22 protein-coding genes are annotated in these 20,432 nt (G+C 56.7%); 12 read left to right on the forward strand and 10 right to left on the reverse strand.

What is annotated here, in order from left to right; genetic code table 11:
* Position 1: 1 nt before the first annotated feature.
* Positions 2–1,117 (reverse strand): DNA topoisomerase IB, encoded by a 1,116-nt coding sequence (locus IEX74_RS10290; protein ID WP_188813736.1) that lies wholly within the window; start codon positions 1,115–1,117, stop codon positions 2–4.
* A gap of 252 nt (positions 1,118–1,369) precedes the next feature.
* Between IEX74_RS10290 and IEX74_RS10295 the strand changes: the two genes are divergently transcribed.
* The 3 genes from IEX74_RS10295 (at position 1,370) to IEX74_RS10305 (ending at position 4,397) form a co-directional block, all read left to right on the forward strand.
* Positions 1,370–2,179 (forward strand): M48 family metalloprotease, encoded by an 810-nt coding sequence (locus tag IEX74_RS10295; protein WP_188813737.1) that lies wholly within the window; start codon positions 1,370–1,372, stop codon positions 2,177–2,179.
* Positions 2,180–2,258: 79 nt separating this feature from the next.
* On the forward strand, positions 2,259–3,065 hold the full coding sequence (locus tag IEX74_RS10300) for a M48 family metalloprotease (RefSeq protein WP_188813740.1): 807 nt from the start codon (positions 2,259–2,261) through the stop codon (positions 3,063–3,065).
* 153 nt (positions 3,066–3,218) lie between these two features.
* Entirely contained in the window at positions 3,219–4,397 is a 1,179-nt protein-coding gene (locus IEX74_RS10305) for an App1 family protein phosphatidate phosphatase (RefSeq protein WP_188813742.1), read from the forward strand.
* A gap of 32 nt (positions 4,398–4,429) precedes the next feature.
* Here the strand turns inward: IEX74_RS10305 and IEX74_RS10310 are convergent, their stop codons facing one another.
* Entirely contained in the window at positions 4,430–4,861 is a 432-nt protein-coding gene (locus tag IEX74_RS10310) for a YybH family protein (RefSeq protein ID WP_188813744.1), read from the reverse strand.
* A 21-nt stretch (positions 4,862–4,882) separates the two neighbouring features.
* Positions 4,883–5,629: a monofunctional biosynthetic peptidoglycan transglycosylase gene (mtgA, locus tag IEX74_RS10315; protein ID WP_188813746.1), complete on the reverse strand. Its 747-nt coding sequence runs from the start codon at positions 5,627–5,629 to the stop codon at positions 4,883–4,885.
* Positions 5,630–5,758: 129 nt separating this feature from the next.
* Between mtgA and IEX74_RS10320 the strand changes: the two genes are divergently transcribed.
* Together IEX74_RS10320 and IEX74_RS10325 are read left to right on the forward strand one after the other, a co-directional pair.
* Positions 5,759–6,394 carry an LON peptidase substrate-binding domain-containing protein gene (locus tag IEX74_RS10320; RefSeq protein WP_188813748.1) on the forward strand — a complete coding sequence of 212 codons (636 nt, stop codon included), beginning with the start codon at positions 5,759–5,761 and terminating at the stop codon, positions 6,392–6,394.
* 87 nt (positions 6,395–6,481) lie between these two features.
* Positions 6,482–7,747 (forward strand): metallophosphoesterase, encoded by a 1,266-nt coding sequence (locus tag IEX74_RS10325; RefSeq protein WP_188813750.1) that lies wholly within the window; start codon positions 6,482–6,484, stop codon positions 7,745–7,747.
* On the opposite strand, the gene IEX74_RS10330 is transcribed toward IEX74_RS10325, so the two are convergent.
* A complete protein-coding gene (locus tag IEX74_RS10330) occupies positions 7,692–8,612 on the reverse strand; it encodes a diacylglycerol/lipid kinase family protein (protein ID WP_188813752.1) in 921 nt (306 codons plus the stop codon). The genes IEX74_RS10325 and IEX74_RS10330 overlap by 56 nt on opposite strands.
* Positions 8,613–9,034: 422 nt before the next feature.
* Positions 9,035–9,844, reverse strand: coding sequence for a M48 family metallopeptidase (locus IEX74_RS10335; protein ID WP_188813754.1), 810 nt, complete (start codon positions 9,842–9,844; stop codon positions 9,035–9,037).
* A 193-nt stretch (positions 9,845–10,037) separates the two neighbouring features.
* On the opposite strand from IEX74_RS10335, the gene IEX74_RS10340 reads away from it, so the two are divergent.
* Positions 10,038–10,232, forward strand: coding sequence for a hypothetical protein (locus tag IEX74_RS10340; RefSeq protein ID WP_188813756.1), 195 nt, complete (start codon positions 10,038–10,040; stop codon positions 10,230–10,232).
* Positions 10,233–10,316: 84 nt separating this feature from the next.
* On the opposite strand, the gene IEX74_RS10345 is transcribed toward IEX74_RS10340, so the two are convergent.
* Positions 10,317–11,135: a murein L,D-transpeptidase catalytic domain family protein gene (locus tag IEX74_RS10345; RefSeq protein ID WP_229755194.1), complete on the reverse strand. Its 819-nt coding sequence runs from the start codon at positions 11,133–11,135 to the stop codon at positions 10,317–10,319.
* A gap of 136 nt (positions 11,136–11,271) precedes the next feature.
* Here IEX74_RS10345 and IEX74_RS10350 point away from each other — a divergent pair, with 136 nt between their 5' ends.
* Entirely contained in the window at positions 11,272–11,676 is a 405-nt protein-coding gene (locus tag IEX74_RS10350; RefSeq protein WP_188813758.1) for a hypothetical protein, read from the forward strand.
* Between the two features lie 152 nt (positions 11,677–11,828).
* Here IEX74_RS10350 and IEX74_RS10355 read toward each other — a convergent pair whose 3' ends face one another.
* The gene (locus tag IEX74_RS10355) at positions 11,829–12,230 is read right to left on the reverse strand and encodes a hypothetical protein (protein WP_188813761.1); all 402 of its coding nucleotides are present in this window, start codon (positions 12,228–12,230) and stop codon (positions 11,829–11,831) included.
* Between the two features lie 258 nt (positions 12,231–12,488).
* Entirely contained in the window at positions 12,489–12,959 is a 471-nt protein-coding gene (locus tag IEX74_RS10360; RefSeq protein WP_188813763.1) for a DUF4199 domain-containing protein, read from the reverse strand.
* Between the two features lie 366 nt (positions 12,960–13,325).
* Here IEX74_RS10360 and IEX74_RS10365 point away from each other — a divergent pair, with 366 nt between their 5' ends.
* Together IEX74_RS10365 and IEX74_RS10370 are read left to right on the forward strand one after the other, a co-directional pair.
* The gene (locus tag IEX74_RS10365; RefSeq protein WP_188813765.1) at positions 13,326–14,948 is read left to right on the forward strand and encodes an ABC-F family ATP-binding cassette domain-containing protein; all 1,623 of its coding nucleotides are present in this window, start codon (positions 13,326–13,328) and stop codon (positions 14,946–14,948) included.
* Between the two features lie 17 nt (positions 14,949–14,965).
* Positions 14,966–15,817, forward strand: a complete 852-nt coding sequence (locus tag IEX74_RS10370; RefSeq protein WP_188813767.1) for a hypothetical protein — start codon at positions 14,966–14,968, stop codon at positions 15,815–15,817.
* Positions 15,818–15,897: 80 nt separating this feature from the next.
* On the opposite strand, the gene IEX74_RS10375 is transcribed toward IEX74_RS10370, so the two are convergent.
* The gene (locus IEX74_RS10375; RefSeq protein WP_188813769.1) at positions 15,898–16,065 is read right to left on the reverse strand and encodes a lmo0937 family membrane protein; all 168 of its coding nucleotides are present in this window, start codon (positions 16,063–16,065) and stop codon (positions 15,898–15,900) included.
* Between the two features lie 353 nt (positions 16,066–16,418).
* Between IEX74_RS10375 and IEX74_RS10380 the strand changes: the two genes are divergently transcribed.
* A complete protein-coding gene (locus IEX74_RS10380; RefSeq protein ID WP_188813771.1) occupies positions 16,419–17,306 on the forward strand; it encodes a 3-hydroxyacyl-CoA dehydrogenase family protein in 888 nt (295 codons plus the stop codon).
* A 261-nt stretch (positions 17,307–17,567) separates the two neighbouring features.
* The gene (msrA, locus tag IEX74_RS10385) at positions 17,568–18,116 is read left to right on the forward strand and encodes a peptide-methionine (S)-S-oxide reductase MsrA (RefSeq protein ID WP_188814118.1); all 549 of its coding nucleotides are present in this window, start codon (positions 17,568–17,570) and stop codon (positions 18,114–18,116) included.
* A 110-nt stretch (positions 18,117–18,226) separates the two neighbouring features.
* On the opposite strand, the gene IEX74_RS10390 is transcribed toward msrA, so the two are convergent.
* Complete coding sequence (locus tag IEX74_RS10390) at positions 18,227–19,051, reverse strand: 2,3,4,5-tetrahydropyridine-2,6-dicarboxylate N-succinyltransferase (RefSeq protein WP_188813773.1); 825 nt, start codon at positions 19,049–19,051, stop codon at positions 18,227–18,229.
* A 139-nt stretch (positions 19,052–19,190) separates the two neighbouring features.
* Between IEX74_RS10390 and IEX74_RS10395 the strand changes: the two genes are divergently transcribed.
* On the forward strand, positions 19,191–20,333 hold the full coding sequence (locus IEX74_RS10395; RefSeq protein WP_188813775.1) for a glycosyltransferase: 1,143 nt from the start codon (positions 19,191–19,193) through the stop codon (positions 20,331–20,333).
* The last annotated feature ends 99 nt before the right edge of the window (positions 20,334–20,432 follow it).

Consider the following 20,432-nt stretch of genomic DNA (forward strand, 5'->3'; position numbering starts at 1 on the left):
ACTATTTCACCTCTTCCAGCATCTCCAGCACCATGTGTTCGGTGGGTGAGAGCAGGTCGTTTTCGCTGGGGTCGGCGTCGTGTTTGCGCAGGTAGTTGATCAGCTTGTCAGAATTAAACAACTCAACTACCTGAGGATGAATGTAGTATTTACTGCACACCGTGGGTGTATTACCTAGGCCGGTGGCCACTTCTTTCACGGCGCGTTTGAGCACTTTGGTTTTGGGTAGGTCTGGCTCTTCGTGCAATACGTTCTCCAGACACTCCACCATTTTCACGGTGCCGCCCCAAGTGCGGAAGTCTTTGGCCGAGAGGCTCAGGCCGGTTACATCGTGCAGGTACTGGTTCACGTCGCCCGATTCCAACTCGGCGCGGTGGCCGTCGGCGTCGTAGTACTGGAACAAGTGCTGACCCGGAATTTCTTTACATTTCTGCACCAGGCGGGCTAACTTACGGTCGTGGATGGTCAGATCATGGGGCACACCCTTCTTGCCTACGAAGCTAAACCGCACGTCGTCGCCACTAACCTGCACGTGCTTGTCGCGCATGGTGGTCAGGCCGTACGTTTTATTTTTCTTGGCGTACTCGCGGTTCCCGACGCGGATAAATGACTGATCCATCAGGTTCAGCACCAGGGCAACTACCTTCTGCTTATCTAGCTGAGGCCGCTTTAGGTCTTTCTGAATTTGGGCGCGCAATCCGGCCAACTTTTCGCCAAAAGCCCGCAAACGGCTGAACTTGGTAAGGCTGCGGGCGGCGTCCCAGCCCGCGTGGTAGAGGTACTGCTTGCGCCCTTTGGCGTCGCGCCCGGTCACCTGCAAATGGCTATTGGCCACGGGGGAAATCCACACGTCGGTCCAGGCCGGCGGAATGACAAAGCTGTGAATGCGCTCAAGCACCTTCTCATCAGTAACGGGCTGGCCTTTAGCATCTACGTACGTAAAGGAGCCGTCGGGGCCAGGTTGGCGGGTCAGGCCAGGTTTGGTATCGGTGAGGTAGCGCAGCCCGGCTAGCTCAGCCTGGCGTGCAGGGTCTTTATAGAGTTCGTGCGCTTCCTCCAGCGGAGCGAGCTTCTTTTTCTTGGTTTTCGGACGCGGATGCGTAGCGGCAACTGACATAGGAGATACAAGGAAGGCACCGCCTAAGGCGGCACTGGTGGTTTTTCCTCTACGTAGATGCGCCGCGAAAGTAGCGCTGCCTCTGCGTGCTAACCCGCCATCAAGGCAATGTCACGCTTGCTGACAGCGTTAGTTATGCCGGATAATATAACCAAACCCTAATATCTATCGTAAGCGTGCCCCACCTGGTTCTGGCACCGTTTTTTCTTTGTTTTTGCTGTTCTATTCACCTTTCCAAGCTCCTTTCTTTCTATGAAACGCCCCTTTTTGCAGGTTTCTCTTTTCCTTTCGCTGGGTGCCTTGGCTGCTACCGGCGCTGCTCATCCGCCTTACCAGGGCTTCTCGCTGCTCTCTATCGAAACCGACAAGACCCTAGGTGCCCAGGTGGCGGCCCAGACGGATTCGACCTACCGCGCCAAAGGACAGCTCCTGGACCGCAACAGCAAGAACGCCCGTGCCTACCAGCTGCTCGATGCCGTGGTGAACCGCGTGCTGAACAGCGGCCAGATCACCTACCGCAAAGACTTCCCTTGGGATGTGAAGATCATCAAGGATGACGCAACTCAAAATGCCTTCGCCACGCCCGGCGGCCACATCTACGTGTATTCGGGCCTGATCAAATACCTGGATTCGGAAGACCAGCTGGCCGGTGTAATCGGTCACGAAATTGCCCACGCTGACCGCCGCCACTCCGTTAAGTCGTTGCAGAAGCAGATGGGTGTCAGCATTCTGATGAGCCTGGTGCTAGGGCAGAACCCCAACCAGCTCGCCCAGATTGCCGCGGGCCTAGGTCAGCTTAAGTTCAGCCGCGACTACGAGCGGGAGGCCGATAACTACTCCGTGGCGTACCTCAAAGGCACCAATTACTACTCCTGCGACGGCACGGCGGGCTTCTTCATTAAAGCAGAGAAAGCGGGCCAGTCGAACCCGCCCGAGTTCCTGAGCACGCACCCCAACCCTGGCGCCCGCATCAGCAGCATCCAGGCCAGGGCGAAGCAGCTAGGTTGCACGGGCCGCTCGTCGTCGAGCACGAACCTCACGGAGCTGAAAAAGCTGCTTTAATACTCGCTGCCAGCTTTCTTCCTCAGCAGCACCTAGCTTTTAATCAGTTACTTACCCTTCTACTTCCTTTCTAATCAGTATGCGCAACTTCTTGCTCAAACCCTGGCTACTCCTTTCCCTAGCTACCGTGTTGGGCACCACCGCCTGTTCTAGTGATGGCGACGGCGTGGTCCTTTTTTCCATTGAAGACGATATCGCCCTGGGCGATAAAGTCGCGGCCGAAACCGATTCGACGTACCGCGCCAAAGGGCAGCTTTTGGAGCGTAATTCCACCAACGCCCGCGCTTATCAGCTGCTCGACCCGATTGTGAATCGCGTTCTTAATTCTGGCCAGCTGGCTCACCGCCAGAATTTTGTGTGGGACGTAAAGATCATCAAGGACGACTCTATTCAGAATGCGTTTGCCTCGCCAGGTGGGCACATTTATGTGTATTCGGGCCTGATCAAGTTCCTGGATAATGAAAGCCAACTAGCAGGGGTGCTGGGCCACGAAATTGCCCACGCCGACCGTCGCCACACCTCTCAACAGCTGCAGCAGCAATATGGCATCTCGCTGCTGCTGAGTTTGGTGCTGGGTGAGAACCCCAACCAGCTCGCTCAGATTGCCGCGGGCCTAGGTCAGCTTAAGTTCAGCCGTGACTTTGAGCGGGAAGCTGACAATTACTCCGTGGCGTACCTCAACAAAACCATCTACGCCTGCGACGGCACGGCTGGTTTCTTTATTAAGGCGCAAGCCGCCGGGCAGCAGAGCACGCCGGAGTTCCTGAGCACCCACCCCGACCCCGGTGCTCGCATTGAAGCCATCAACACCAAAGCCGGTGAGCTAGGCTGCAAGGGCCGCACCGTTGACAACTCTGCTTTCCTGGCGCTGCAAAAGGCGCTGTAAGCTTCTGCAAACCTAGGTATTAGAAGGCCAGCTACCCCGGTAGCTGGCCTTCTTGCTTTTCCAGTTATTGCTACTCTAAACCGGACAAGCCGTAACATTAGCGCTGAGTTAGCACGTATCCTTTGGCAATGCTTTCCTTTCCTTCCTCCTGCTATGCCTCCACTTCTCGATAAATTAAGCGACTGGGCGGAGCGCGCCGATGATCTGGTGCTCCGAATGCGCGCCCGGCTAGGTTTGCTGCACCCGTTGCAGCTGGTGCCGTACCGCAGCTACGGCACGCCCACGCGCCTCTACGTAACCGGGCGTCTGCTCACCGATAAAGGCATTAGTGAGCCAAGTGCCGACGATTCGCGCTTGCAAAACCTGCTGAATATGTACCGGCGTTTTGAGAGCAACGAGATTCCGGACGCTCAGCTCCTAATCTGCCCGGCCGATGGCTCCGAGCACCCCATCGTTACCGATGAAGAAGGGTATTTCCGGCTCAATCTGGAACCAACGTGTTTACCCGAACCCATTGACTACTTGTGGTATCCAGTGGAAATACGTCTCCAGGCGGCACCAGCACCCTTGCCGACGCCTACTGGCCTAAAAGTGCAGGCCCATGTGCTCATTCCGCCCGCCGACGCCGAGTACGGCATCATCAGCGACCTGGACGATACCGTTATTCAAACCTCGGCTACCGACTTGCTGCGCATGGCCCGCACGGTGCTGCTGCGCAATGCCCGCTCGCGGCTGCCATTCAAAGGGGTGGCGGAGTTTTACCGGGCGTTGCAGCTAGGTCGGAACGGTAAGCGCAACAACCCGTTCTTCTACGTGAGCAGCAGCCCCTGGAATCTGTATGATCTGCTGGAAGATTTTCTGGCGTTGAACGACGTGCCAGCCGGCCCGATCCTGCTGCGCGACATGGCCCTCGCCCGCAAGGGCAACTCGCAGCATCCCAGCGCCCACCACGATCATAAGCTCAAGGAAATCGATAACCTGCTGCTCACCTACCCTAGGTTGCCGTTCGTGCTCATCGGCGACAGTGGGCAGGAAGATGCCAACATTTACCGCGAAGTTGTGCGGCGGCATCCCGGCCGTATTCTGGCCATTTACATCCGCGACGTGATGCGCCCCGACCGTGCCGCCCTCGTGGAGAAAGTGGCCGAAGACCTGCGCGACGACGAGCACAAAGTGGAAATGCTGCTGGTGCAGGACACCGTGCAGGCCGCCGAGCACGCCGCCCAAACGGGCCTCATCTTCACCGAAGCCATTCCGGCCATTGAGGAAGGCAAGCACAAAGACGAAACCACGCCGGAAGACCCCGGCAAAGCCAAAGAGCAAGGTGCCTGAAAGTCGCCGCTGGCTACGAGGTAGAACAGAACCTAGCTTGAATGATCGGCCACAATCACCCAGCGGCCATCAATACGGCGGAACACCAGCAGAAAATGGCCGTCTAGGTCGCCGGCAGCCGGGCGCGCGAGGTGCCAGCGCCCCGCCACGTGCGCGGCGCGGGCGCCGAGCGGCGTGATGTGCAGGTTTGAAAACGTAAGCTTCCCCATAGCCGCGGCGTTGGGGTAGCTGCGCCGGTAGTTGTCGAGTGTTGGCTGCCAGCCGTAGGTGAGACCACGCTTGCCAATGAACACCAACGAGTCAGAATTCCAGTAGCCTTGCATGAAGCCGGCCGCGTCGCCGCGGTTCCAGGCGGCGGTTTGCGTAGCCAGCACCTGGCTAATGTCGTGGCGCATGGCGGCCGGGCGCTCCACGGCGCAGGCGGTAAAGAGGAGCAGACTCAGGAGGTACAAACCTAGCTTCATGCGCGTTGAGCGTTCAAGTTGTTATTCTTCCACCAGTTCCCGCACGTAGGCGGTGCCACCTAGCCGCCGCATGTTGCGCAGCACGCGCTGCTGCTTGGCGCGGGCCACCGGACCAGGATTGCTGGCCCGAAAACGCAGTGGATTCGGCAGCACGCCTGCCAGCAGAGCCGCTTCCGGCGGGGTGAGGCGGTCGGCCGATTTGTGGAAATACCGCTCGGCGGCGGCTTCCACTCCGAAGGTACAATCGCCCATTTCGGCCACGCTCAGGTACATTTCCATAATGCGGCGCTTGTTCCAGAATAACTCAATAAGCACCGTAAAGTACGCCTCCGCGGCCTTGCGAATGTAGCTGCGGCCCTGCCACAGAAACACGTTCTTCGCAACTTGCTGCGAGATAGTGCTGCCACCGCGCAGCTTTTTGCCGCCGCTCAGGTTGTACTTGGCCGCTTCCCACAAAGCATTACCATCGAAGCCGTGATGGATCAGGAAACGCTGGTCTTCGGCCGCAATCAGGGCTAGCGGGACGTGCGGGGCTACCTCATCCAGGCTACGAAAGCGGTAGCGAATGCGCCGGTCGGTTTCCTGAATACCGTAGTAGCCCTTGCCGACGGGCGCGTGGGCGCGGCGGTCCAGCATCAGGAAAGTAGCGGGCGGCGACACCCACCGGTAGATGAGTACCCAGGCAATGGACGTCAGAAACAAGGCCGCCACCACTTGCAGGAGCACGCGTTGGGCTATCCGCCAATACCGTTTAAAGTCTGTTGACACTGTGTAAAAGGGAGATTTCAGGGTTAAAGCCGCAACGGGCCCGCGGGCAAAAGTAGCAGATTTGGCACCGCCCCCGGAAGACTCTACGGCTTTTTGCGGTACTTTTCCTGCGTTTCTCTGTTACTTGCTATGCCCCGTACTCTAGCCCTTTTCCCGTTGAATCTTGTTGTTTTTCCCGGCGAAAAACTCAACCTCCATATCTTCGAGCCCCGCTACCGGCAGCTGGTGCGCGACTGTATCGAAACGGGCATCACCTTCGGCATTCCGCCTTACCTAAATGAAAGCGTGAGCGAGCTGGGCACGGAAGTGCGCCTGCTGGGCATCGATAAAACCTATCCCAGCGGCGAGCTGGACGTTCGGACGCAGGGCGTGAGCGTGTTCCGTATTCGTGACTTTTACCGGCAGGCACCCGGCAAGCTCTACGCCGCCGCCCGCATCGAAGACATTGCCGACGACACTACCGAAGACGCTATGCTCAAGCCGCGCATCACCGAATACGTCCGCCAACTTTACGAGGCGCTGGGCTTGCGCAAGCTCTTTCTCGACCTAGCCCCCGACTACCGGGTGTATGATATTGCGCACCACCTAGGTTTCACGAGCGAGCAGGAGTACCAGCTGCTGGCCGCTACCAGCGAGAGTGAGCGGCAGGAAATCGTGTTGGAACACCTGGAGGCTATTCTGCCGGTGGTGGTTGAAACCGAGCGCCTGAAGGAGCGAGCCCGGCTCAACGGGCACTTCAAGAACCTGACGCCGCCGAATTTTTAGGGCAAAACTCTGTAATTCAAGTCAGTTGGGCTACATCAGTAAACAGACAGAATTGAATTGCGTTAGCACTTAACAAGCTTTCCCAACATGCCCATCACGCCACTCCTGCTCTATGCCTTCGTAGCTGCTCTTGTGGCCTTAAGTGTGTGGCTCGTGCTGCGCTACGCCCAGGAGCGCCGCTACCGGCGGCGGCCCTACGTGGCTCCCGAAGCGCAGGAGTGGGCCAGCCACCACCCTGCGCCCGACCTAGCTTTGCGGCACCGGGTGGCCTTAGTGGGCGACGCCGGCGCCGTGGCCACGGATGGCTCCGACCCGATCCTGAATCTGCTTCAGGGTTGGCTGCGTGAGGCTGATGCGGCGAGTACCGTCGTGTTTTTGGGTGACAACATTTATCCTACGGGCTTGCCGGCCGAGGATGCTCCGGGCCGCAAAGCTGCCGAGCGCCGCCTCGATGTGCAGCTGGCTACCCTACGTGACTATGCCGGGCGCATCATTTATTTAAGTGGCAACCACGACTGGAATAAAGGCCGGCGCGACGGGTATCAGTACCTGCTGCGTCAGGAGGCGTATGTGCGCCAGCGGCTGCCGGGCGCGTATTATCTGCCTGCCAACGGCTGCCCCGGCCCCGTAACGCTTCAGCTCGCCGACAACCTGCTGCTGGTAGTGCTGAATACGCAATGGTGGGTGCAGCATGGCCCGAAGCCATTGGGCGCCCTGCACGGCTGCACCGCGGCCGACGCCAAAACGCCTTTTCGGCAGCTACAGCAGATTCTGGAGCAAAACCGTCATCAGCAAATTCTGGTAGCCGGGCACCACCCGCTGTACTCCAACGCGTTGCACGGGGGCAAGTTCACGGCCAAGCAGCACGTTTTTCCGCTGACGACGGTGTACAAAAAAGCCTACGTGCCGCTGCCTGGTATCGGCTCCCTGCTCCCGCTCTACCGCAACCTGGTTGGGGCCGAGGAAGATATGGCGCACCCGCGCTACCGCAAGATGCGGCGGCGGCTGCTAAAGGTGCTACAGCAGTTCCCGAACATCATCTACGCCGCCGGCCACGACCACAACCTGCAATACTTTCACTACAAAAACGGGCACTACCTGGTCAGCGGCGCGGGCAGCAAAACGGCATTTGTGCAACAGGGGGGCCGCGCCACTTTCATTCACGAGCACACCGGTTTCTTTGGCCTCGATTTCTACGAAAATGGGGAAGTGTGGCTGCGGACGCTGGAGCCGACTGACACCACGGACCCGGCGCCGGAAGTGTTTCGTCAACGATTAATACCGCCCCAAACCAGCGTTACTCCGCTCCCGACGACGGTGCGGGCGTCAGCACCCGCAGGCTCCGCGGACTGATTTCTATTGCAATTGGCGTGGTCAGCTCAATCGGCTCGCCATCTACCTGCGCCAGCACTTGCTGCTGCCCCGGTACCGAAATGCTGGCCCGGCGACAGCGCAGCCGGCGCGTGTAGGCCGAGGCATCGAAGTTTTCGTTGTAGAGTTGGTACAGAATACCAAGCATGGCAGTGTTTGGAAAGGGCTCGATGAGGCACAGCTCAAACTCGCCATCATCAAGGCGGCTGTCGGGGTTGATGACCATGTTGCTGCCGAAGGTGTTAGCGTTGGCCACGGTCAGCATAAACGCCTTACCTTCAAAGGTTTCCCGATCTGTTTCGATGTGGTACGTGCACGGCTCGTAGTTCAGGTACTCCTGCAAGGCAATGCGAATGTAGGCGCCCGGTCCGCGGGTGTCGCCGCTGCAAAACCGCTCCACGACCAGCGCGTTGAAACCTAGGTCGGCGAGGTGGGCCGAAAAGTGGCCGCCGACCAGCATCGTGTCAATCTCCCGAATCTCGTATTCCCAGATGAGCCGCAACGCCGCATCCAGGTCCTGCGGAATACCTAGGTCTTTCGAGAGGCCATTGCCGGAACCCAGGGGCAGAATACCAAGCAGCATATCACTGCCGAGCAAGGCTTCTGCCACGAGCTTTACCGTACCATCGCCGCCCGCGGCAAACACCGCATCGTATTTATGATCAGCCAGGTGCTGGCGCAGCTTACCCAGGTCGTCTTCGCCGGTGGTGTGAAAAAAGGCGGCCGTGCGGCCCCGTTCGGTGCAAAAAGTGGTGAGCTCATCTTCCAGATGTCCCTTGTCAATGTCGCCCGAAACTGGATTCAGCACGAACAATAAGCGAAGCAGATGCGCATTTTTCCTGGTCATAATAAGGCTACTTGGGTGGGAATAGCGAGGTACCTCAACCGTACAAACGCAATGTGGCCGGAATAGTATCCCGGCCACGTTTATGCTTCTGCTTACTGATGTAGCTCCGCAGGCTGCTTAAGTGGCTACTACTTCTTTGAGCTTCGCCTAATTAGAAACCAAATCAGGAGTATAAATCCAGCGACGAACAAAAGGAAAAGCTCCACCAAGGTATCTAGGCCTTCCATGATGCTGGTAACCTCAGACGCATGACTGATAGAAGGTAGCAGTGTTAAAAGCACTAGAGTAAACCAGATCCGATTCTTCATATTCAAAAAAATACAAAATCCTGATAAAACGATGATTAATACACTAAAACAGCAAGAAATACACGAATACAAGAACTATAATAGTAGCACGAAACTCCAGTACTTATTAACAATTTATTGTTTCAAACCAGCGGGCAAACCATTCGGAAAATCGGCTGCAATATCTTTTTGCAACTCCTGAATTCGGTTGCCGGGGTTGGGGTGCGTGCTCAGAAACTCGGGTGGGCTGCTGCTGCCGCCTTCCTGCTGCAAAACCTGCATCACCTTGATCATCGACCTAGGATCGTAGCCGGCCTGGGGTGTAAAGTCGACGGCCAGTTTGTCGGCCTCCAGTTCGTCCTGCCGGCCATAGCGCAGCGTGAGCAGCTTCGAAATCATGGCGGCCACGGCGGCATTGGCGATGGTACCCGGCCGATCGGGGTCGAAGCTGGCAATGGCGGCCGCGCCGGTCAGGCCCTGCGTAAGCTGCGACTTAGCAACCTGCTCGGCCGAGTGCCGCGCCACTACGTGTCCAATCTCGTGGGCCAGCACGCCGGCTACCTCGCCCTCAGAACCTAGCTTTTTGAGCAGTCCCGCCGTGATAAACACTTGTCCGCCCGGCAGCGCGAAAGCATTGATGGTGTTTTCATCGGCCAACAGGTGAAACTGGAATTTGTAGGGCGTCTGGCTGGCTTTGGTGCTACGCACGATCTGCTCGCCGATGCGCTGCACCGCCGCCCCGGCCGCCCGGTCCGGGTGAATGCCGCCGTACTGCTGGGCCATCTGGGGCGCAGCCTGCAAGCCTAGGGCAATTTCCTGGTCGGCGCTCATTGCAACGTGCTGCACTTCACCGGTTACTTCGTTGGTGGAGCGGTTGCAGTAATAAGTAGCGAAGGAAAAAGCAGCCATCGCCAGCGCAATCAGGAAGCGAAGATTTCCTCTCATGGCAAAAGGTGTTTTGAAGTGGGAATAGGGAGAAAAAGCAGCGTGAAAGCCGCTTTCGGGGTTGTAACGCGAAGTCGACAGTAGGGTTGTGCTGGCGGAAGACAGCCAAATTATCGGAGTTGTCGTATTAGGCTCAGTTAATATTACTTTCCTCCTCTCTCCTCCTTTTACTTTTCAACGTAACCCTCTCCTCATGAATCAGAAACGCACCTTCGGCGCCATCCTTACCCTGCTTGGCATTATTGGTATTATCTACGGCGCACTAGGCTTTATGCAAATCGCCGGCCTAGGTCTGAGCCGCATGAACTCGCTCGTGCCCTTCCTGGTCGGCCTCATTTTCTTCTTTGCCGGTATCAACTTGGTGAAGACGACCAGCGACCGAGCCTAGACTTGATAAGCCAAAAACCAGAACGCCCGACCTAGGTAGGTCGGGCGTTCTGGCTTCAGAGCAAACCAGTTAGCGACGCGTATCCTAGCTGGTGGGCAGGCCTTTGCTGCGCGCAAAACCAAGCAAAGCCGCATCCAGCTGCAGCCAATCGGAAGCGTAGCGGGCCGTGGCGGGACCGTGGATATAAATGGCACTTCCACCTTTGATGGCCTGAATGACACTGGAGCTAAGATCGGAGGGCAGGGCCGGGCAACCCTGGCTGCGGCCCAGGCGGCCATGCTGCCGCACGAAGTCTTCGCTCACGTAATCAGCGCCGTGCACCACGATGGAGCGACTGTTGGCGTTCGTGTTGTAGCTAGGGTCCAGGCCGTGCAGCTTCAGGGAGAGGCCGTGTTTGCCCTGGTAAGTGCGGCCGGTGCGGTAGAAACCCAAGCTACTCATCTCGGAGCCTTCTACGTTGGAAAAGTTCTGGGCAAACTCTTCCCCGGTGTTCTTGCCGTGCGCCACCAGCGTATTGAACAGCACCCGCTGCTGCCGCAAATCAATGACCCACAAACGCTTCAGGCGACTAGAGCGGCTGAAGTCAATCACAGTCAGGACTTGCTTATCCGTTGAAACGGCACCCTGGCACTGCAAGCTGTAAAACCCTAGTAAGGCCTCCCGAAATACGGTAACCGGTAAACCGCTGGTTGCCAAGCCCGTCTGAACGTAAGTCAGCATCAGGTTTTGCTCGAAAGCGGCCTGGTACATGGCACGGCGGGCGGCATCCGTTATAACAGGCGCATCGGCGGTAGGCTTGTGTGCACGATGCGGTGCATCAGCAGCCGGCGCGGCCGTCACCGGCAGCAGCAAAGAGCAGAAAATCAGCAGGATGCAGGTAAGCGTAGTCGGCGCTTGATTCATTGGCTAGAGGAAGCTAACAGAACAGTGAATGGCTCGAAAACTCAACGCCGCGAAGGCGGGCGTTACAAATCTAGTACTTTCGTTCTACTTCCGTACCAGAAATTCGCCCTAGGTCAGCGGTTGCTGGCGTTATTCTATGCTTGTTCGTCGTTTTCTCAGCCCCTTACTGTTCAGCGGCTTACTGCTGCCCACGCTCCTGCTCACGGGTTGCGGCCACTCGCTACCTAGCTTTCCTGACTTCGACGCGGCCAGCTGGCGGCGCGATGCTTACGCTTGCCAAAACCAGCGTGCCGCCCTGCTGCCCACCCTCGACAAGCACCGCCAGGAGCTTTTTGGCGCCCGCACCAACGCCATTGATGAGCTGCTCGGCAAACCCGATGGCGCTGAGCTGGATGAGCAAACCGAGAAAACATACTTCTACTACATCGAGCCAGGCCCGCAGTGCGACAAAGGCCACCAGCGCTCCGCCGCCAATAAGCTGCTGATTCATTTCGGCGCAACGGGCACCGTCACCGAAATCCGCTACGAGCGACTTAGATAGCAGTTAACCTAAGCCAGTTTACCCACAGAATCTAGACTAACGCACACATAGTCAATATATTATTAGCCAAGATAAAGACGCAAAAGGCGCTGCCGGTATACCGGCAGCGCCTTTTGTTTGGGAGAGAGTGAAATGAAGAATAGGATGAAGTTCTACCCTACCCCGTTTTCCTTTGAGGCTGTTTTGGCGGGCACTGCATCATGCAGGAATTCAGTGTGGTAGAGGCTTAGCTGCGAAGGCGTCAGGATGCGGCTGCACTCGGCTTCGTACTGGCTTTCCAGCTCCGACACTTTGGCGTTGCGCTTGGCTAGGTCCTGATATTGCCACTCAATCTCGTCGATTGCGGTCAGCTTTATCTCATTTACGGCGCGTAGCCGGATGTACTGCCCTTCGTTGAGGTGCAGTTTTTCGGCCATCTGCCGCGTGAGAGCATCAATCAGCTCGGCGGGTGGCGCACTCGAAACGGCGCGCTCGGCGTGCCAGTCTTTCATTTGCGCCGCGGCCGAACCAGCCAGCGCAACGATCAGAAGAAGAGTAGAGAACAGCGCTTTCATAAAGCAGGAGAAAGGTGTGGGGCGGTACGTGGGTTCAGCACTTCTCAAAACTACGCAGAACTTGCTGTTCAGCTTTAGCGAAGTGCTATATATAATACAAATATATATTACATATGTTTAATACGCAATAGCTCGGCCGTAAGTTTTGTAAAAAAATTCACAAACGAACTAAATATTATCCTGTCGCTATATTATGGAGCAAATAAAAAGCCAACCCCCTGAACAAGGATTGGCTTCTCCCAGTAAAAAGTCAAGAGATTATTCGATGCCTGATATGGGCTTGTGGTCGGGGCTCTTGAAATATTGCATAGCCACCAGCGAAATAATGACACCACCTAGGGTACCCATCAGGATAATAGCCAGAAACGCCATCAGGGCCGAAAGATCGTAGCCGAATAGGTCGCGGGCGTGACTCAGGTCCAGCAGCTCCGGCTTAATGGCGCTCATGATGATGAAGAAGAAGCCCAGCGTGATGCTGGCTACCATTGCCGTAACGCTACCCGTTCCTAACCCTTGCAGATACCCAATGCGGTTGTCCTTGGAGCGTTTGAAGTTGGCAATGGCCATGGCAATGCCGGCAGAGATAATTACCAGATTGAAGCCACCCGCTTCCAGACGGTCGAAGAAACCGGCAAAGACGGCTATCAGGGTATACACAATCATAGCACCGGCGGTAAGAAGGCCGTAGCGGAAGCCATTTTGTTCGGGGGTAAGGCGAGCGTCACCCATAGGAGTCAGGAAAAATGTTTTGGAGATAGATCAGAGAAGCGCAGCGGAACTGCCGCCCTGTGGTTCGGTGTTAGATAACACCCAGAGCAGCGGGCATTTCCACGTTGATTTTCCTATACTCTTTTCGGCAAGCTGATGTTGTGCAGCCCGCCATTTTTTTTGATTTAGCGGCTTGCAACCGCATTTTTCGATCAACCAACCTCTTGAAAATGAGCCGCCAAGTTTTTTGGGGAGTTTCCTCTTTCTCAGCTTTGGCAGGCTTTCACTAGCTACAAGGCGTGGCATTTTGCGTATTTTTGCGCGCCACGACAGCTAGGTTTAGATTCGAATACTAGTTGACATCTCGTTTTCCCGCTTTTTTCTGCTATGATCAGCACCTCCAACGTAAGTCTGCGCTACGGTAAGCGCGTTCTGTTTGAAGACGTTACGATTAAATTTCTGCCCGGCAACGTGTACGGCCTCATCGGGGCCAACGGCGCCGGCAAATCAACTTTCCTGAAGATTCTGTCGGGTGAGATTGAAGCCAACACGGGTTCGGTTGACATGCCCAAAGGTGCCCGCCTTTCGGTACTGAAGCAGAACCAGTTCGAGTACGACAACTATCCGGTGCTCCAAACCGTGATTATGGGCCACACGCGCCTGTGGAAGGTGATGGCCGAAAAAGACGCCATCTACGCCAAGCCCGACTTTTCGGACGCCGACGGTGAGCGCGCCGCTGAGCTGGAAGGCGAGTTTGCCGACCTGGAAGGCTGGAATGCCGATTACGAAGCCGCCGAGCTGCTCAGCGGCCTGGGCATTGGCGAAGACAAGCACCACACCCTGATGGCCGACCTAGGTACCTCCGATAAGGTGCGGGTGCTGCTGGCGCAGGCGCTGTTCGGCAACCCTGACGTGCTGCTGCTCGACGAGCCTACCAACGGCCTCGATGCCGAAACTGTGCTGTGGCTGGAAAACTTCCTCGATTCGTTCCAGAACACGGTAATTGTGGTGAGCCACGACCGCCACTTCCTCGACGCCGTGTGTAACTACATGGCCGACCTGGACTTCTCGAAAATCACGATGTATCCGGGCAACTACTCGTTCTGGTACGAGTCGTCGCAGCTGGCTTTGCGTCAGCGCCAGGAGGTGAACAAGAAGACCGAAGACAAGCGCAAGGAACTGGAAGAGTTCGTGCGCCGCTTCTCGGCTAACGCTTCCAAGAGCAAGCAGGCTACTTCGCGCCAGAAGCTGCTGCAAAAGCTTACGCTGGAGGAGATTAAGCCGTCGTCGCGCAAGTACCCCTACATTGCGTTCAAGGCGGAGCGCGAGGCCGGCAACCAGCTGCTGACGGTAGAGAACCTGGCTGCTTCGGTGGATGGACAGACCATTTTCCGCAACGTGTCGTTCTCGCTCGATAAAGGCGACAAGGTGGCCATCGTGGGCCGCGACGACCGCGCCGCTTCCCTCCTATTCGACATCCTGTTCGAGCAGATCAAAGCGGAGAGAGGCACCTTCAAGTGGGGCACTACCATCACGCCGAGCTACTTCCCGAAGGAGAACAACGAGTTCTTCGACACCGACCTGAACCTGGTAGACTGGCTGCGGCAATACTCAACCGAAAAGGACGAAAGCTTCATCCGGGGCTTCTTGGGCCGCATGCTGTTTTCGGGCGAGGAGTCGCAGAAGAAATCCAACGTGCTGAGCGGGGGCGAAAAAGTGCGCTGCATGCTCTCCAAGATGATGATGGAAGCCGGCAACGTGCTCGTGCTCGACGACCCGACGAACCACCTCGACCTGGAAAGCATTCAGGCGCTGAACAACTCCTTGCGCGACTTCAGCGGCACGCTCATCTTTGCCTCCCACGATTTGCAGTTCATTGATACTGTGGCGAATCGCATCATCGAGCTGACACCAGACGGCATCCTGGATCGTCGGATGACGTACGAAGAATACCTGGCCGACGAGCAGATAAAAGCGCAACGCCAGCGCATGTACCAACTCGTGTCGTAAGCACGTTGTAGCTGTCTATGAAACGTCTTCTTTCCATGCTAGCCCTTGCGGGGGCTAGCCTGCTGGTGGCTCCTGGGGCGGCCCTGGCACAAACCGACACTACCTCTACCAAGCCCCAGTTGAACACGGCCCCGCCCGGTGCCAAGCCGCAGCTCAACACGGCTCCGCCGGCCAGTACAGCTCCTTCTTATCCTTCGTACGAGAAAAAGGCGCCGCGACCAGCGGTGCCCGTGCCGGCACCACCGCCCATTGATGAGCCGCTGCCCACGCAGCAGCCTAGGCCTAACCAGGACAATCCTTCTGGATTGAGCTTTCCAAAAGGCACGTCTTCTGCTGAGCAGCCGAAGCCGGTGCGCAAGTATTTCCTGTACACCAATTTCGGTCTAGGTTATACGAGCTTCAACGGACAAGGGCAGTTTAATGCTGGCGTAGCGCCAGCTATTGGTTATAGAGTAAACGACCGTTTTTCAGTAGGCCCTGGAATAAGTTACTCTTACATCAGCGTCAACAACTCGTACTACACGCCTCCAAGGAGCCCATACATTAAGAGCGTTCACTACAACAATGTGGGGGTGAAAGCTTTTGCGCAGTACCGGATAATAGATCAGTTTTTCCTGCACGGAGAGTACGAGGTTACGCAGCTAAATGCGAAGGGCACTTACGACACAGGGGAAGTAATAAAGGCCCACTCCGTAGCCAATACGTTGTTGGCTGGTGCTGGCTACCGGCAGGAGTTCAGTGACCGGTTCGCCGCTGACATTGTGATTCTATACAATTTCAACGACGGAGTTGATAGTGAAGGCTACCGGCAATCGCCCTACGGCCAGCCGGAAATCCGCTTTAATTTCCTGTATTACCTAGGTAAGTAAACCTAGGTTCAAACCTATAAAAAAGGAGCTGCTCTGGTGAGAGCAGCTCCTTTTTGTTTTCAGACAACTAGTTGGCTAACCTATACTGTGCCGCCGCGAATCAGGCGCAGCACAATGGCGATGATAGCCAGCACCAGCAGAATGTGAATCAGGTTACCGCTGGCCATGCCAGTACCTAATACGCCGAAGAAGCCCAGCGCCCAGATGATAATGAGAATGACGGCGATGATGTACAGCAAATTACCCATGGTGTTTGGAAGAGTTTTGATGATGGAAAGGGGGAGAGAAACCTTTCGCCTCATACCAAGTTCTTCTTTACAGAGGCACTTGGTGCGACGATTTGGAGGTTTGTACGCTGCGGTATTTCAAAAGGATATATTTGGATTAAAGAATTACCGCAATTTGTTGGGCTTTTTGCGGAAAACAGCCAGTTTCTGAGCGTATTGCGCAGTTTTTCGCCAATACGATTTTTTTCTTTCGGCGGATCTAGTGCCGCTTACAGTTAGTCGACGGCACACTGTTTTTCCGCTTAGCTTTGCCGCTATTACTGCCCGGCAGCCGCGGCCGGGCAGCTTTTACCTCCACCCAAATTCTCCCTCTCATGCTCAACGTCGCCGTTATTGGCTCCGGTACCATGGGCAATGGTATTGCCCACGTATTCGCGCAGCACGGCTTTCCCGTCGCCCTCATCGATATCAATCAGGCCGCCCTCGACAAAGCCTTGGGCACCATCGGCAAAAACCTGGACCGGCAGCTCGCCAAAGGCACCCTCACCGCTGACGAAAAGGCCGCAACCCTAGGTCGACTGACGACTTACACCAGCATAGCCGATGGCGTGCGCGAAGCGCGGCTCGTGGTGGAAGCGGCCACTGAGAACATCGATCTGAAGCTGAAGATCTTCCGTGACCTGGACCAGCACGCGCCGCCAGAAGCCATCCTAGCTTCCAATACCTCGTCTATTTCCATCACCCAGATTGCGGCCGTCACCCAGCGGCCGACGCAGGTGATTGGGATGCACTTCATGAACCCGGTGCCGGTGATGCAGCTCGTCGAAGTTATCCGCGGCTACGCTACCTCCGACGCTGTAACGGTGCAGGTGATGGACCTGGCCCGACAGCTCAGCAAAACGCCGGTGGAAGTGAACGATTACCCTGGTTTCGTCGCCAACCGCATTCTGATGCCGATGATCAACGAGGCGATTTACACCTTGTTTGAAGGCGTGGCCGGCGTGGCCGAAATCGACACGGTGATGAAGCTAGGTATGGCCCACCCGATGGGCCCGCTCCAACTCGCCGATTTTATCGGGCTGGATGTGTGCCTGGCTATTTTGCGGGTGTTGCACGAAGGTTTGGGCAATCCGAAATACGCCCCCTGCCCTTTGCTCGTAAATATGGTAGCCGCTGGCCGCCTGGGCGTAAAATCGGGCGAAGGGTTCTACTCCTGGGGTCACGGTACGAAGGAGCTGGTGCTGGCCGAGCGGTTTGCGTAGGAATGCGCCACGGCGCGTTCGGCGTTGCACGACGCGCTGAGTAAACCTAGGTAAAGCAACGAGCACCGTTCAGGCGGCACCTGCGCCGAACGCGCCGTGGCGCGTTCCTACACCGTTCAGCTTTTTAAACTTTTTCGCCTGCAATATCCTTGTATTCGTATGGTAAAGCTTTTGACGGCCGTGCTGCTGGCGCTGGGCCTTTCTTCGGTCAGTTTTGCGCAGGGCAAGGCCGTAACTCAACCTGTAACTTCAACTAAGAACATGGAATTAGCAACATTTGGCGCGGGCTGCTTCTGGTGCACGGAAGCCGTTTTTCAGGACCTGGAAGGTGTCGAGAAAGTGGAATCAGGCTATGCCGGCGGGCGCATCTCGAACCCCACCTACAAGGAAGTATGCTCGGGCCTGACGGGTCACGCTGAAGTAGTGAACATCACCTACAACCCAAGCAAAGTAAGCTTCGAGGAGCTGCTGGAGGTGTTCTGGAAAACCCACGACCCGACGACGCTCAACCGCCAGGGCAACGACGTAGGCACTCAGTACCGCTCGGTGATTTATTACCATAACGACGAGCAGAAGCGCCTAGCCGAGGAGTACAAGAAGAAGCTCAACGACGCTCATGCCTTCCCGAACCCCGTTGTGACGGAAATCACCGCCGCCCCGACCTTCTACAAGGCCGAGAACTACCACCAGGACTACTACAACCTGAACGGCACTCAGCCTTACTGCCAGTTTGTGGTGAAGCCCAAAGTCGATAAAGTACGTGCCGTATTCGGCGACAAGCTGAAGAAGTCGGCTACGGCCGCGAAGTAAGACCTACCTTTTACTAAAAAGGCCGCTGCTCCTCTGAGCAGCGGCCTTTTTGTTTGTAAACCAGTTAGAAAGTTTGAGCGAGTGATTTCCATTCAACACTCAAAACTTCTTTATACCGCCACGTCGTTCTCGCGCAGGGCGTCGTTCAACGACGTTTTCAGATCGGTGCTGGCCTTGCGCTGACCGATGATGAGCGCACACGGAACGTGGAACTCGCCGGCCGGAAACTGCTTGGCGTACGAACCCGGAATAACGACCGAGCGCGCCGGCACGATGCCGCGATACTCCTTCGGTTCAGGGCCGGTTACGTCGATAATCTTGGTGCTGCCGGTGATGGTTACGCCGGCACCGATTACGGCTTCTTTGCCGATGTGGCAACCTTCTACCAGGATGCTGCGCGAGCCGATGAAGGCGCCATCTTCCACGATAACTGGGGCCGCCTGCACGGGCTCCAGCACGCCGCCGATGCCCACGCCACCGCTCAGGTGCACGCCTTTGCCGATCTGCGCGCACGAGCCAACAGTAGCCCACGTATCCACCATCGTGCCCTCGCCCACGTAGGCGCCGATGTTGGTGTAGCTCGGCATCAGGATGACGCCGGAAGCTAGGTAGGCGCCGTAGCGAGCCGTAGCGGGCGGCACCACACGCACGCCCTGGCTGGCATAGTCAGTTTTGAGACGCATTTTGTCGCGGTACTCAAAAGGCTTCAGCTCAATGGTTTCCATCTGCTGAATAGGGAAGTACAGGATGACGGCTTTCTTCACCCAGTCGTTCACCTGCCACTCGCCTTCTTTGCCCTCAATGGGCTGAGCCACGCGTAGGCGGCCTTTATCCAACTCTTCGATAACGGCGTGGATGGCGTCGGTAGTGGTGGTTTGCTGGAGCAGGCTGCGGTCATTCCAGGCCGCTTCAATAATGCTTTGGAGGTCGGTCATTTAAATCAAATAGCTGAATTGTTGAAGGTTAAATGGCTGATTGTCCGACAGCGGTTTCAATCATTCACAGAGCAATCAACCATTTAGCTCTGAAACAATTCAGCCATTCAGGCGCAAACTTACCATCTTCACGGCCAATATGCCGCCTTTGACCTCTGTTTTGCTGGCCTCCGTCCTGAAACCCCTCGACGACACGCGCATGTTCGGCAAGTTCGGGCGCACCTTGGCTAGTCGGCCGGAGTTGACAGTGCATGTGGCTGGCCGCCGGGCGCCAAGGCCTGATAATGCACCCGCCAACCTACATACCCACGAGCTGCTGGCGGGCTCGCGCCTGAGCCTGGGTCGGCTGGTGGCCCAGTGGCGCTATTGGCGGTTGCTAAAAACGCTGAAACCTAGGTTGGTGATTGTGCACGCGCCAGAGCTGCTGCCGCTCACGCTATTGTGGCGCAGCCTAGGTCCGGGCCGACACTTCCTCTACGACGTGCGCGAGAACTATGCGCTCAACATTCTCACCCAGCAGGTTTACCCTGGCTGGCTACGCCGGACGTTGGCCGGCCTCGTGCGCCGCATAGAAACGACCGCTGCCCGCCGCGCCGCCCAGATTATTCTGGCCGAGCGCAGCTACGCCGACGAGCTGCCCTTTACCACCGAAGAGCACACCGTTATTCTAGAAAATAAATACCAGCCGCAGCCAGGCGAAAGTGTACCGACCCAAGCGCGTGCGCTGCCGGAACCCAGCGAGCCGCTACGATTGTTGTACTCAGGTACAATTTCGAAGCTAAACGGCGTATTCGAAGCCATTGGCTTCACCCAAAAACTGCGGGAGCAATGGCCGGCGGCGCACCTCACCATCATTGGGTTCTGCCAGCAGCCGGAAGTGCTGGCGCACCTCCAAGCCATCGTAGCGGCTGATCCGGGCATCACGCTTATCGGCGGCGCCGAGTTGGTGCCGCATGCGCGCATCGTGGCTGAAATTCAGCGCAGTCACCTAGGTTTGCTGCCTTATCAACGGCACCCTAGCTCGGCACGCTGTATGCCCACCAAGCTGTTCGAATACCTGGCCAACGGCCTCCCTATTCTGACGCCGCCAGCCGCGCTTTGGACCGAAGTTGTGGAAGCGCAGCAGGCCGGCATGATCGTCCGCTTTCGGCCGCCCTTAGAAAACTCGAACTTTGTCGAGCGTTTACGGGCCCGGGTGTTCTACCCCCACGGCGCCTCTAAAGACGCCCTCTGGACCTCAGAAGCACCTAAATTGTGGCATATAGTAGATTCTCTGGTATAACTCCCGAACTTTGGCGCCCGTTTTCGGCCGCAATAGCCCAGAATTTGACGCTTTCTAGTAGTTTCGACTGACTTTTCCACCCATCTCCCCTGCCCAATC

Source organism: Hymenobacter cavernae (assembly GCF_014641455.1).
GTDB classification, from domain to species: domain Bacteria; phylum Bacteroidota; class Bacteroidia; order Cytophagales; family Hymenobacteraceae; genus Hymenobacter; species Hymenobacter cavernae.